The sequence below is a fragment of the Legionella parisiensis genome (assembly GCF_001467945.1).
GTDB lineage: Bacteria > Pseudomonadota > Gammaproteobacteria > Legionellales > Legionellaceae > Legionella > Legionella parisiensis.
On record NZ_LNYQ01000013.1, the window covers coordinates 1056507 to 1070441 of the forward strand.

Here is a 13935-nt window from a genome sequence, read left to right on the forward strand (position 1 = left end):
AAAATGAAACTCATTCAGCGTAGAGCTTATGGTTTTAGGAATTTTGAAAATTACAGAGTGCGTGTTAAGGTGCTCTGCGGGTGATTATAGCTGCCCCCTTAAATGGGAAAGAGCCTAAAATGAACCTATGCCCAAGAAAATGTTTAGGATTTAAAATGCCAAAAGAAGTGTTTATACAGCAACATAAAAATGATTGTCGCACTTGGAGCTAGATTGCGCCGAGGGGAGATTCTATAAGGCCTTACTGGGATTGGTCGGGACGGAAGGATTTGAACCTTCGACCACTAGCACCCCATTCTTAAAAAGACCATTTTCAAACAGTATCAATTGATATCAAAAAGTATCATTAACTTATTGTATTTTCTTAATTTTTATCATCTGCTATACTTCAAAAAATATCAAACGATTTCATGTGAGATCTCACGAAAGTACACCTAGAAGTACACCTAATTTTTTAAGTGGTGCAATGATGGAAAGACAATTTACAGATGCTTATATTCGATCACTAAAACCAAGATCTGCTCGTTACGAAGAGTTCAGAGATGGAGGTTTTGGCATCCGTGTAACCCCAAAAGGGCTAAAGACTTTTCTTTATCGTTACAGAATCAACGGTCAAAGGCATTTCATCACCATAGGTCACTACCCTGCTATGAGTTTATCGGAAGCGAAGAAACGTTTTATCGATTTAAGCGACATACGCCATGGCGAAGTAAATCCCAAAGAGCAGATCGCAGAACAAAAACAGAAAGACCAAAGTACCGTAAAAAATCTGATACTCCACTGGTACACCAACTACATTGAAAAACACCGCGCCCAACCACTGCAAGTCTGGCAGCACATCAAAATAGACATCATCCCCTTATTAGGCAATAAGAAGCTGGAACACTTAAAAACTCGTGAGATAACTCAAGCCCTAGATAAAATTGTAGGACGTGGCTCCCCTGTTCATGCCAACAAAGTCTTAAGCACACTAAAACAAGCATTCAACTACGCAGTCAGCCGAGGCGAAATGCTACTAAACCCTGCCATGACCATACGAGCCAGAGACATAGGTGGTATAGAAAAACCCAGAGAACGCTATTTAACCCTCGATGAAGTAAAAACACTATGGCAATTCCTCGACAGCGAAGAACATGGCACCTCTTTTCAAATTCGAGCAGCTCTGAAAATCATCCTGCTAACAGGCGTAAGAACGGGAGAAATCCGAGTAGCCAAATGGTCAGAATTCGATTTTGAAAACTCCTTATGGACTATCCCAGCCGAGAATACCAAAACCAACATAGTCATGAGAATTCACCTCACGGAAATAACCAAAAAGGTATTGAGAGAACTCAAAGCACACAGCGATTCAGAATACGTCATTACAGGCGCAGACGATCGAAGTATTTTATCCGACCGAGCTATGCCAAGAGCAGTAATCAGAATACAATCACGAGTAGGCATCCCCCACTGGACAGCTCACGATTTAAGACGCACTTTTGCAACTCAGCTTGGTGAAGCTTTGCATGTTGATCCGGTGGTGATTGAGAAATGTCTTGGACATAAAATGCCGAAGATCATGGCAACTTACAATAAGAATGAAATGTTGCCTCAACGGAAAGAAGCTTTAAATGCCTGGTCAGAGCTTATTGAAAATATGCAGCAAGAAAATGTAGTAATAATCCAATCTAGAACCGCTTAAAGAAAGAAGGAAATGAGTGGGTTACAAAATGTAACCCACTCAAATTAAAAGAATGAACATCTATAAACTGAAAAAATAAGTACCTCGGATGGGTTACTAACCGAATATTTTTTCTCTAAGAGTTTCTGATAAGACATATTTCGCAAATTTTCTGCTTGGACCACTAGACTGTATTGCTCCATCCGCCACTAATGCTTTAATTAATGTGCTTGCTTTCTCGCTTGATATGCTAAAACATTTCCGCACACTCTCATTATCTGCATAATTTTGCATAATTATCATAATAATAACCATTAATCGTTTTTCTTCTGGGGAGAAGTCTGCAAAAGATTTTGGTGCTGATAATATAGTGGTAAATGAATTTTCTTGATCAATAAATATGGGAGGAGGTACTTTGATATCTAAAGTCGCGGCATACAATCTATCAATTCCTTGTCCATCCATTTCACCGAATCCGAATTTTTTCATTAATTCTGCCAATAAAGGATTACGCCAATCCCTCTTATGAATTAAATTATAAATGGTTAAACCAGGCATAAGACCACCTGGGTTTTCTATTTCGATTCGGTTATCAAACATTGAAATTTTAACTGGTTGATGCATCTTCCTGTAATCTCGATGTACAAGACTATTTGTTATTACTTCTCTTAATACAACATCTGAATAAGCAGGAACATCTTCACGCTTTATTTTTTCTATTGTAGGAACCATCCAAACATACTGCTTTAAAATCTCAATGCTTTGTTTAATTTGATTAGGCAAATTACCCCTTATATCGTACTTTCTGAGAGGATTATGTCTCACATTACCTTTAAAAATCTGAAACTCAATATAACTATTTCGGAACTCACTTTTTTGTTGAGGATCTTTAGCAAAACACAACCATCCTGCACCTGAAACTTCATAATGATTAGGTTTATGTTTTATTAATATGCGAGCATCAATCAAAGCAGCAAGATTCTTTTTTCCATTAATATTATCAACATCTAGATTAGGTATTGATTCACTTAGCTTATTTAACTCTAAATCATCAATCTTTGTATTTTTTACTGGAGACTCATCAAAGTAGGTTTCTTGATAACTAATTAAAAGATCTTTGATTTCCTGCATAGACATAGGAATAGTTGACGAACCAGTCCGTTTATAACAAGCTTTTCCACCGAATGGTATGCGATCTTTTATGAATACGGGTTTCGTCTTACTTGATAGGATATGTATAGCCAATAATTTTATATTTCCAATTTTTATTGGAAATGCATCGACATTTAAACTTGGCTCCTGACTATCATTCGCTATATGCGATACTTTTTGAATGATATCGTCCCAGTCCTCCCCTATCCCTTTGGGAATAAAAGAATCGTCCACTCCAAATACAAAGCACCCACCTCGCTCAAGATTCCCAAAAGCATTAATATGCTCTTTAATTCGATCATTGTTATCAGATAGTTTAAGTTTAAAGTCTAAAAAATTATACTCAGCCTTACTTTGTAAAGCCTCTTCTACAATTTCTTTCCAATAAGCATGATCACTTAGCACTTAATATAACCCTATGATTTTTAATGAAATAAAATGAAATTAATCTTTAATCTCTAATAACCTCTGATAAGAATACATCCAACAAATGATAAAAACAATAATTCACCTAAAATAAAAACTAGCTAGCCAGGAAAAGACAAACAATATAATTAAATCACTATCATTTCAACAATATAACCATCTGATTATTAATCATATTTTATTAAAAACACTTTCCACATCTGATAACCTCTAATAAAATAAAGACTATTTTTTACCAATAAAAAACACCATTCAATAAAGAGTTAAATCAGCGATATCAGTTGTTTCCAAAATGGAAATAACTGAAATTGAGCAACTTCAGAAAAAGGGATGAAAAGTCTTTCTATGTTTGATAGTTAGTTATTCCTAAAAAAGGAAAAATTAGGAATAAAAGGAATAAAGTCAGGAATAAAAAATCTAAAATATGTTATAAATCATAAAATTAAATTTCCTTAAATCCTTTTATAAAGAAAGTATGAAATAAGTAATAAAACGAACAAAAAAAGTAATAAATTGGAAATAAATTATTTAAAAATCATATAAATCAATTACATTTACTTAAACTCTTTATAAAAAGTATAAAATATGAAGTAACAAGTAATAACGATGATTTTAAATGATACGCTGTAGAAGGGTCCGTGATGTCATCACTGAGATTGGCGCTCCTGATAACAGGATCTTGTTCTGACGCCCTGGTATTTCAATTCTCTTGGCCAGTTACTTGAACTCGAGATCATCACGGACTTGTACATGTTAATAAAATTTATACTGTTGTCAATAGATGTATAATATACGAATAGAACATTAATAAGAGTACGTACTATGAAATGCAAAATTGAATCCACCTTTCTCTATGACGGACTTGGTTTTCCTATTAAATTAGAAAATGTAGAAATGATTAATATCAATGACGAATGGCTGCCTAAAATTGATGTTCAGTATATTGCCGATAAAATAATAAAAAAACTGGCTACTCAAGAAAAGCGATTAACTGGCAATCAAGTTAAATTCATTCGTTCTTATTTTTCTATGCCCCTGCGAGAATTTGGTGAAATTGTGGTTCACGAATCACACACCGCTCTAAGTAAATGGGAAAAATTTGAGGATGAGATAACCAATATGAATGAAAATACCGAACAAGTATTACGACTCTATATTATCGAACAAACACAAACTAAGACCATCCGAAAAGAATAATTTTTATTCAGCCCTCTAAAAAAGCCGGCATTTTATTAATGACAAATACAAAAAGCCAAAATGTATTCAACTAAATCTATATAAATAACAGTATCCTCAACACTCCAAGGTTACGGCTAGAGTCACGGCCAGAGTCGCGGCTAGAGTGAAATCATATTGGGTTAATATTCAAACCAAAAGCAAATCGCAAATGGTTACAATTTATAACCGGTTGAAAAAGATAAACCGGTGACAAATTGTCACCAGTTAAAAATTAACTTCATATACGTTCAATTAATAACAACTGCAAAAAACCTTTGACAAAGAATCTGACTTGAATAAACATCATCAATAGATAGCCATTAAACTAAACTTTCACCACAATTTTTTTAACTCCCCAAATCAATGAGCATAACTCCGTCCAAAACAAGGCCGACCTTAACCCGACACATCAACCCGGCACAAACCCGACATAGGAAGATTCAGTACTAGCAAGGAGAGAAAGCCTGTCGAATCTAAAAACCAGACAAAGCAAAACTCTCTAGGCCGACCCACCTCATAACTCCAAAATCTGTTTTTTATGTTTTTACGCGCGCGAGGAAAAAATTTTTAAACAATTTTGAACAAAAATAACCAATTACCAATGCAAAAACTTTCCAGTAAAAAAAATAAGGTTCATTTAATATCATTTGCTATCAAACCCATTTCCCCTATTGACACTCTCAACCAATTTCCTAGAATGAATCAAGTTTAATGCATCTTGGTTATCTAAATGTCATCGATTGATAGTATTTGATATCAATTGAAATAAAAATACAGGGTTACAACAGGAGTAAAAATGGATTTCTTATTCGTCACCACATACGAACTGGACGCACTAAGCGAAATCCCTCTCATGCAAAGAGTGGTCTATCTCATGGGCATCCGCCCCTACATGGACAGAAAAACGTTCATGGTAGGCATTAAACGCAAAATCAGTTACCAGTCACTGAGAGAAACACTTTATGTCGCCCCCATCAAAGGCGTAAAAACAGGCTGCCCTAGCCATCAACAAATGAAACGCGTAATTAAATCTCTGGCACGCCAAGGCATTATAGAAATTTGCTCAACAAACAAAAACCTCATAGTGAAATGTCTTCTGGCTAATCCATATGAGCCGATAGAGATTGAAAATGAATCTCAGCCTGAAAAAAGTCCATCAATCCAAGCAAAACAGAATCAATCATCATCACCAGAAAATCTGAAATCAATGAAAACCGAAAAACCAGCTTATTTACCAAAATCAGCAATCAAAACCCAACCCAGCAGTAATCTAAAAGATCTATATCAAAAATTCGAACAATTCTGGCAACTCTACCCTCTACCTAGTTATAAGTCCGAAGCATGGAAGCAATTTCAGCAAATCGATCCTGATAAGGGGCTTTTTGCACAGATCATGGATGGATTACAAGAGCAGTTAACTAAAGTTAATCGTTCAGGAGCTTATTGGCCTTATCCTGCTAGTTGGTTGGGACAAAAAAGTTGGTGTGGTAATAGAGTATGAAGATTACTACAAGAAGCTTAAAACTATGGCGAGTGTACAAACTCAGTATTCTGGTTGCTTAGCATATACTTGCAGCATATCATGGAGGTATTTTATCACGTGGTAATATAGGCCGACAGGAAAGATTATGCGAATAAGTTTTATAGAAGTTCAGAATTTTAGAAAACTGAAATCTATTCGAATTGATTTATCAAAAAATAGAACCCTGTTTGTTGGAGCAAATAACAGTGGTAAAACTACAGCAATGATTGCTCTACGCCGATTTCTTGTCGATCAAAAATTTAATGCCTATGATTTCACACTTTCGAACTGGACACAGATAAACAAAATCGGTGCAAAGTGGGAAAAAGCAGATATAACTCCTCTCGACTTGACTGAATGGGAAGGTACTCTTCCCTTAATGGATGTATGGTTAGATGTTGAACCAAATGAAATTCACTACGTGCAGCACTTGCTGCCAACTTTAGATTGGACGGGTGGTTTGTTGGGGGTCAGACTGCGACTAGAACCTAAAAAACTGGAAGAGTTGCATAACGAATATGTTGTTGCCCGGCATCATGCCATTAGTACCATTAATTCAGCCAAACAAGACAAAGACAGAGATTATAAAGTTCCCCTCTGGCCGTCTTGTATGAAAGATTTTCTGGAACGTAGTCTAAGCAGTAGGTTTCGTGTGCATTCTTACATTTTAGATCCTAATAAACTTGTTGCCCCGAAAAATGGCTCGGCACAACCGCAATTATTATCACCAACTGCGGAATATATGGAGGAGAACCCTTTTGCAGGCCTCATTCGTATTGATGAAATCAATGCTCAAAGAGGTTTTTCAGATGCTCATAGTAATGGGGACTCATTTTCTGAAAGAGGAGAAGAGAACATCGGACGCGGCGACACACGCAAATTATCCAACCAACTGCGGTCATATTATGATAAGCACCTTGACCCATCCGAAATGCCCGAATCAGGTGACGTGGATGCATTAGAAGCTATTCACGAAGCACAAGAGATATTTGATAAAAAGCTGGCCACGAGTTTTTCAGAAGTATTAAAAGAGGTTCAAAATCTTGGCTATCCCGGGATCAGCGATCCAACGTTGACTATTTCAACACGTATAAAACCAATGGATGGTCTTAATCATCCTTCTGCACTTCAATACGAAGTCATTTCTAACTATGAAGACGTACAGGGAATACCACCTAGATTGCCAGAACAATATAACGGTTTGGGTTATCAAAATTTGATTTCGATGGTTTTCCGCCTAATGAGCTTCCGTAATGAATGGATGCAGGTAGGTAAGATTGGAAAAAAAGCGATTACCAAATCGAGCGAAACAGCTTTTCCGCCACCACTGCATTTAGTACTTGTTGAGGAACCCGAAGCACATTTGCATGTACAAGTTCAGCAAGTTTTTATTCGCCGCGCATATGAGATACTGCGTAATCATCAAGACTTGAAAGAAAATAGAACACTGACCACCCAACTAGTAGTCTCCACGCATTCAAGTCATATTGCTCATGAATGCGAATTCGAGTGCTTACGATATTTTCGACGTAAGCCTGCGAGCAATCCTGGTGATGTTCCAACATCTACAATTATTAATCTTTCCGAAGTATTTGGTAAACAGGACGAAACTGCAAAATTTGTTACCCGCTATCTAAAATCAGCGCATTGTGACTTGTTCTTTGCTGATGCTGCTATTTTTATCGAAGGTGCGGCGGAACGAATGATGATTCCTCATTTCATTCGAGAAAACTTCCCCAACTTAAATCAAAGATATTTAACCTTGTTAGAAATTGGCGGAAGCCATGCTCACTGTTTCCGGCCACTTATCGAGCATTTAGGACTAACTACGCTTATCATTTCAGATATTGATGCAGCAGAAAACAAAGGCCGTAAGCCTTCTCAACCTATTGTGAAAGGTGGAAATCAAGTTACACGCAACACCACTCTGCGAACCTGGATACCAGGTAAAGAATCGATTGATGATCTTTTAGATTCAGCTCCCTCCGATAAGATCAAAATCTACTCTGAGGCAAATTTCTTGGTACGAGTCGCTTATCAATTACCGCTAAAAATCACTCTTGATCCCTCTGCTGGAGAGATAAATATAGCTGCCAACACTTTTGAAGATGCTCTAGTGTATGAGAATATTGACCTGTTTAAAACCTTGGAAGGCAACGGCCTGGTCAAGAAGTTCAATGAGGCCTTGAACCAAAACAAAACTCCTGCTGATCTAACCACAGCGATGTTTGAGGCTTTGAAATCAGGAAGCAAAGCAGAGTTTGCACTTGATTTACTCTTTTTAAAAGACCCAAAAGTATTCAATGTTCCAACTTATATTCGAGAAGGTTTGGAATGGCTACAAGAGCAGGTATGTAATAAGGAAGAGGTATCTGAAAATATTAGCCTCTCATCCTCGGATCAGGGAGGAGTTGCGCAATGAAAGATGTCCTTGCTGCATATGATAATAATATTGATGATAAGGCGGACACTGAAATAATAGATTGTCTTAGTTCGCAAACACCAAAAAGTTTTTTCCTATTTGCTGGGGCAGGTTCAGGAAAAACACGTTCTCTTATTAAAGCATTGCAGTACCTTCAAACCAACCATAGCAGGTATCTTCGACTTTATGGAAAACGTGTCGGCGTTATCACATATACGAATAAAGCATGTGAGGAAATTAAACGGCGAACAGGTTTTGACCCAATGGTTAAGGTTTCAACCATCCATGGTTTCGTATGGACTTTAATCCAAGGATTTAATGAAGATATAAAGTCGTGGCTTAAAGTTGAATTAGAAAATGAGATTACTGATTTACGAGAAAAACAAGATAAAGGGCGTGGTGGCAAAGCTAGTATTGATCGTGAGAAAAGTATTGAAGCCAAGACAAGACGTTTAATCTCATTAGCTGAAATAAGGGAGTTTACCTACAATCCTAACGGTGAAAACCATGGACGTGATTCTCTTAACCACAGTGAAGTTATTAAGATATCTGCTGCTTTTCTTATTGGAAAGCCAGTTATGCAACAGCTTCTCATTAATAAATTCCCAATTCTTCTGATTGATGAGAGCCAAGACACTAATAAAACTTTAATGGATGCCTTTTTTTTAGTTCAAGCCCAGCATCCCGTTGAGTTCAGGCTGGGCCTATTTGGTGATATGATGCAGAAAATTTATGCAGATGGCAAAGCCGATCTTGGTCAGAATCTCCCTGCAGATTGGGCGAAACCAGAGAAAGTAATGAATCACCGTTGCCCTAAAAGAATAATTACTCTGATAAATAAAATCCGAACAGATGTAGATAAGAAAGAACAAAAACCTCGAACAGACGCAGCAGAAGGAATTGTAAGATTCTTTATTTTAAAGGCAAGCTCTCCCGATAAAATAGCTGCTGAAAAGTTAATTGCAAGCAAGATGGCAGAAATCAGCGGAGATATTGCATGGAATAAGCCACAAGAAGTTAAGACGCTTATTCTTGAACATCACATGGCAGCAAAGCGGATGGGATTTCACGATATGTATGAACCCCTTTACCGGAACGATGCTCTTCGTATTGGATTATTGGACGGTACTCTAAGTGGCTTGAAATTTTTTACTGACCGCGTTCTACCACTTGTGGAAGCGCGAATGATAAATGATGCCTTTGCTGTTGCAGCTATTGTAAGAAAGCATTCCCCGCTTTTAAGCAAGCCCATGTTAAAATCAGTTGGCGATAAACAACCTGCGCAAATTCAAAAAACCAAAGAAGCAGTGGAATCTCTTTGGAAGTTATGGGAAGGAAATAAAACACCTAGATTTATAGACATTCTTCGTAATGTTGCCAAAACTAATCTTTTTGAAATTCCTGAAAGCTTACAACCAATTGCTTCTCGGAGTGATGAACAACAACTACTTGCTGAGGTGGAAACTAAGAAAAGAATAGAAGACCACCGGGAAAATGAAACGGTTCTGGACAACTGGGATGAATTCCTTCTTACATCATTCGATCAGGCTAAATCTTACGTTGATTATGTGAATGATAGGGCCAACTTTGATACTCATCAAGGTGTTAAAGGACTGGAATTTCCCCGAGTCATGGTAATCATTGATGACAGTGCCGCAAAAGGATTTCTTTTTTCTTACGAAAAACTTTTTGGTGTTAAAGCAAAAACAAAAAGTGACCTGGAGAATGAAGGTGCTGGGAAAGAAACAGGGATAGAACGAACGCGTCGGCTTTTCTATGTTACTTGTAGTCGTACCAAAGAAAGCCTAGCTATTGCAGCATATTCAAATAATCCTCAAGGCATTAAACAACATGTCATCACTCAAGAGTGGTTTGCGGAAAATGAAATAGAAATAATTGAATAGTCTAGTCAAGCCCCATATAGTCAGTGAATCTAAATTTCTAACAAAAAGTGATTTGTTAGGTGTTTAATTTTTTACATTCCGATAAATATTGTTTTCTTAAACTGTTACGGAACTTAAGGCCAGCTTTAATCTTTATTTTTTTATCTAGTGACGTTTTTATGTATGCTCTAAATGTATAAATACAAAAATAAGTCATCACTTTGTTTTTTCTAAAAATAAATTTATCTGGTTCACCATTAATTTTCATAGTACGGAATATATCTGGCGCATGATATATATTAACACTTCGCCCATCATCTAAATAAAAGTCATCGTTAGTTCTAGGATTAAATTTCGCATATTCATTGTACATATAACTAACATCAATTATATATTTCTGCCGACTTAATATGTGGACATGCCACAATATACTGGGATTAATAATTGCGGCTCTTTTTCCTATATTTGTAATATTTATAGTGTAAGCAAATCTGTTTAAAATACTGGGGTTTTCTTCCGAAGGTAGAATATAATTAGAAAACTTTGCTTTTATTCTTAACTTACTATCGCTGATAGTGAGCCACAATGCAATACAACCAACAATCAACGTGCCAATTGCGGATATGCTCTCAATAACATCATGGAAATTAATATTTATTAAATAATCCTTTAGCATACGTAATATCCTTATTTGCTAATTTTCATTCTATTTAAGCATATCTTCTGCGTCACGGCATAAATATGCAGTGACGCAGAAACTCATATTAAATATTTAATTTTAAAATCAATAAATTAACCCTATCAATTCTATCCCACACCACAGGATTGAACAAAATATTCCTCCCAAACCTATTGCTCCCAGATCTTGCCTTTGCTAAATTTTTCATAAGCATAACTGATGAGCCTGTGCAACTCAGGCGAAACCTTAGGGTCTTATGCTAAGCCACTCTCATCCCATAACCTGTGGCTGGACGTCTAGTCGGGAATCTGTAGTTCTAGGATAGGCTACCATCGGGTAGATAAGTTAATAATCACTTCTTTATTAACCATGGATCAGCGGCAGCTGCTGTTGGATTGCCGTGCGTTTTTGTATTTAAACAATAAGGAGATAAACCACTAAAAAACCGTTGTACCACAATAATCATTAACCTTGATTTGCCCCACTATTTCGAGCCTTGCAGCGCAAGCTGGATATCCTCTTTGAGTGAATCGCTCGATTAACACTAAACCAAAGACAGGGCAAATAAATTGATTGAATAAAATTATGCGCAAACACTCTTTAAGACAAATAGCAAGCCAGTATCTGGATCATGATAATAGCGGTAGCCCTCGTGGTAAAAAATATCGTCGCTTTGTTATTCTTAGGATGATTGACGATCTCTTTGTTCTTGGACTTGCACCATCCAATTGGCCAGGTTTGACTTCAATCCAGTTGCAACAACTGATTCAACATTGGCATAAGAAAAAGGTTAAGCCTTCTACTCTCATGAATTACATGACCATCATCCGAAAATTTCTAAACCATGTGGGTCATACTGCTGAAAATATTGATAATCACAGTCTTGGTTTGCAAACTAAGAAAATTAAGAAGAAAACTCGGAAATCCCCTGATGATATAATAGAGAAGATCAATGACCCTGTTGCCAAAATCCTTTTGGGCTTCCAAATTCATTTTGGTTTGACCTTGAGCGAAGCCATGCGAATTTTGCCCGGGGTACATATTCAAGAACATGAATTATTACTAACACGAGAAATCACTTTTAATAGCAAAGATAGGAAGATTCCTATTCGCTCCGAAGCTCAAATAAAGCTTATACAAGATTTTAATCTATTAACCCAAGGGAACAGCTGTCTTATCGCCACTCATGGTTATAGAGCTATCTGTTTTAGCTGGCAAAAGGTCATGAAGTCCTTAAGGCTCCCTGGAAAGAAATGCTGGCGTTATCTTTATGCCCAGCAATTAAGTTCAAAATTATCATCTCAAATATCCCATTACCGTTTGTCCTTACTCATCATGGATGAAATGGGTCTGAAATCCCGTACCACACTTTGGAGTTATCTCAATGAGCAATAAACTACGTAGCGCACTTTACTCAGTACACCAATTAATCAGACAGATGCAGGGTTATTCCTATGCCAGCAAGGCAGATATGAAACATATGATTAACCGCTGCATGAAAGACCTGCATGAGTTGGGTTTTAAAGTTGGCCATTTAAATGGCTTAAAGCCCAAACATATTTATGTGCTTGTTGAACATTGGAAAAAACAGGGTAAGAGTCCCGCAACTATCAAGAATTATATGTCCAAACTGCGTAAACTCGCTTATTTTCTGGATAAGCCTAAACTGGTTAAAACTGGTAATGACTCCTATCAAATTGATAAGCGCACTTATATTCCTACTCAAAATAAAGCCATCCACCATATCGATTTAAATTTATGTACCGATCCGCACATACGCCTTTCACTTGAAGCACAAATGCTTTTTGGCCTACGAAGGGAAGAATCCATGAAATTTGTAGTCAGTGAAGCATGGCATGGTGATTGTTTGCATATCAAACCCAGTTGGACAAAAGGCGGTATCGGTCGATTGCTTAAAATCACCAATGAAGAGCAAATGAAATGGCTATTAAAAGTCTCGCAACAAATTAGACGGGGTGAATCATTAATCCCTGCAGAAAGAACCTATAAGCAACATTTAAGTCATTATCAACAGCAGGCTAAGTTAATGGGTGTCTGTAAATTACATGGTATCCGTCATGCTTATGCTCAACGTAGATATATCGAATTAACGAAACAGTTAGATCCTTTAAATATAGGTTTGAGATGTCCAATTGCTGGGGGAAAAACAGCTCAAGAGCTAAGTCAAATAGAGAAAAAAATCGATAAACAGGTTAGAGCAATGATCAGTCGTGAACTTGGCCATTCACGTATAAATATCACCAGAACTTATTTAGGTTAACTGGACTAATTATGTTACACCTCGCTAACAGAAGCAGAGTTAGCTGCTTTATAGTGATCAAGCATTTCATTCCATAATAATTGAATATTAGCTCTTGAAATAGGAATATTAGTTACATTACTGGATAGAAACCCAGCGTGCTCACATGAGTTTACAAATGAGAATAACCCATCAAAATACCCCTTAATATTTAAAAAACCTATGGGTTTTATTAATTCTCCAATTTTTATAGCGTTCCATGTCTCAATTGCTTCTTCTAGCGTTCCAAGGCCACCTGGCATCACAACAAACATATCAGATATTTTTTGCATTATGGCCTTACGTTGTTGCATGGAATCTACAATATGTAATTCATCTAATATTTTTAAAGGCTTTTCTTGTTCAATAAGATGATTAGTAATTATCCCTACTACCCTTCCGCCATATTCTTTTACAGTATTGGCAAGAAGCCCCATCATCCCTAGACTTGAACCACCATAAACTAACGTAAAACCATCAGCAGCTATTTTTTTACCTAATAAAATCGCTGCATCACTATATTCATTATCATTACCAAATTGAGCACCCAAATAAACGCAAACAGTTTTCATATAGATCCAGATAATTTCGAAAGAGAATTACAAATATGATGCCATGGTAGGTTAATTTAAGGCTGAGAGGCAAGCGTAGACTTGGTGCAGCTTACGCGCCAA

Annotated in this window: 11 protein-coding genes; 8 read left to right on the forward strand and 3 right to left on the reverse strand. The window is 36.8% G+C overall.

Annotated features, from left to right (window positions below; genetic code table 11):
- A partial coding sequence (locus Lpar_RS19680; RefSeq protein ID WP_156416222.1) for a transposase occupies positions 1-84 on the forward strand: 84 nt, incomplete at its 5' end.
- 382 nt (positions 85-466) lie between these two features.
- Entirely contained in the window at positions 467-1681 is a 1215-nt protein-coding gene (locus Lpar_RS10740) for a tyrosine-type recombinase/integrase (protein ID WP_082650372.1), read from the forward strand.
- Between the two features lie 96 nt (positions 1682-1777).
- Here the strand turns inward: Lpar_RS10740 and Lpar_RS10745 are convergent, their stop codons facing one another.
- Positions 1778-3217 (reverse strand): ATP-binding protein, encoded by a 1440-nt coding sequence (locus Lpar_RS10745; RefSeq protein WP_058517936.1) that lies wholly within the window; start codon positions 3215-3217, stop codon positions 1778-1780.
- 843 nt (positions 3218-4060) lie between these two features.
- Between Lpar_RS10745 and Lpar_RS10750 the strand changes: the two genes are divergently transcribed.
- The 4 genes from Lpar_RS10750 (at position 4061) to Lpar_RS10765 (ending at position 10304) form a co-directional block, all read left to right on the forward strand.
- Positions 4061-4435: a hypothetical protein gene (locus Lpar_RS10750; RefSeq protein ID WP_237759396.1), complete on the forward strand. Its 375-nt coding sequence runs from the start codon at positions 4061-4063 to the stop codon at positions 4433-4435.
- A gap of 817 nt (positions 4436-5252) precedes the next feature.
- Complete coding sequence (locus tag Lpar_RS10755; RefSeq protein WP_058517937.1) at positions 5253-5957, forward strand: hypothetical protein; 705 nt, start codon at positions 5253-5255, stop codon at positions 5955-5957.
- Positions 5958-6084: 127 nt separating this feature from the next.
- Complete coding sequence (locus Lpar_RS10760; protein ID WP_058517938.1) at positions 6085-8400, forward strand: AAA family ATPase; 2316 nt, start codon at positions 6085-6087, stop codon at positions 8398-8400.
- Complete coding sequence (locus Lpar_RS10765; protein ID WP_058517939.1) at positions 8397-10304, forward strand: UvrD-helicase domain-containing protein; 1908 nt, start codon at positions 8397-8399, stop codon at positions 10302-10304. The genes Lpar_RS10760 and Lpar_RS10765 overlap by 4 nt, the downstream gene beginning before the upstream one ends.
- A 55-nt stretch (positions 10305-10359) precedes the next feature.
- Here the strand turns inward: Lpar_RS10765 and Lpar_RS10770 are convergent, their stop codons facing one another.
- The gene (locus Lpar_RS10770; protein WP_058517940.1) at positions 10360-10959 is read right to left on the reverse strand and encodes a hypothetical protein; all 600 of its coding nucleotides are present in this window, start codon (positions 10957-10959) and stop codon (positions 10360-10362) included.
- Positions 10960-11547: 588 nt separating this feature from the next.
- Here Lpar_RS10770 and Lpar_RS10775 point away from each other — a divergent pair.
- Together Lpar_RS10775 and Lpar_RS10780 are read left to right on the forward strand one after the other, a co-directional pair.
- Positions 11548-12357, forward strand: coding sequence for a hypothetical protein (locus Lpar_RS10775; RefSeq protein WP_058517941.1), 810 nt, complete (start codon positions 11548-11550; stop codon positions 12355-12357).
- Positions 12347-13243: a phage integrase N-terminal domain-containing protein gene (locus Lpar_RS10780; RefSeq protein WP_058517942.1), complete on the forward strand. Its 897-nt coding sequence runs from the start codon at positions 12347-12349 to the stop codon at positions 13241-13243. Before Lpar_RS10775 ends, Lpar_RS10780 begins: the two co-directional genes overlap by 11 nt.
- A 14-nt stretch (positions 13244-13257) precedes the next feature.
- On the opposite strand, the gene Lpar_RS10785 is transcribed toward Lpar_RS10780, so the two are convergent.
- Positions 13258-13833, reverse strand: coding sequence for an LOG family protein (locus Lpar_RS10785; protein WP_058517943.1), 576 nt, complete (start codon positions 13831-13833; stop codon positions 13258-13260).
- Positions 13834-13935 lie beyond the last annotated feature (102 nt).

Bases quoted from the DNA above. Each gene is read 5' to 3' on its own strand.
- Lpar_RS10750 (WP_237759396.1), top strand. From the start codon at position 4,061: ATGAAATGCAAAATTGAATCCACCTTTCTCTATGACGGACTTGGTTTT.
- Lpar_RS10770 (WP_058517940.1), bottom strand. From the start codon at position 10,959: ATGCTAAAGGATTATTTAATAAATATTAATTTCCATGATGTTATTGAG.
- Lpar_RS10765 (WP_058517939.1), top strand. From the start codon at position 8,397: ATGAAAGATGTCCTTGCTGCATATGATAATAATATTGATGATAAGGCG.
- Lpar_RS10785 (WP_058517943.1), bottom strand. From the start codon at position 13,833: ATGAAAACTGTTTGCGTTTATTTGGGTGCTCAATTTGGTAATGATAAT.
- Lpar_RS10755 (WP_058517937.1), top strand. From the start codon at position 5,253: ATGGATTTCTTATTCGTCACCACATACGAACTGGACGCACTAAGCGAA.
- Lpar_RS10740 (WP_082650372.1), top strand. From the start codon at position 467: ATGATGGAAAGACAATTTACAGATGCTTATATTCGATCACTAAAACCA.
- Lpar_RS10780 (WP_058517942.1), top strand. From the start codon at position 12,347: ATGAGCAATAAACTACGTAGCGCACTTTACTCAGTACACCAATTAATC.
- Lpar_RS10760 (WP_058517938.1), top strand. From the start codon at position 6,085: ATGCGAATAAGTTTTATAGAAGTTCAGAATTTTAGAAAACTGAAATCT.
- Lpar_RS10775 (WP_058517941.1), top strand. From the start codon at position 11,548: ATGCGCAAACACTCTTTAAGACAAATAGCAAGCCAGTATCTGGATCAT.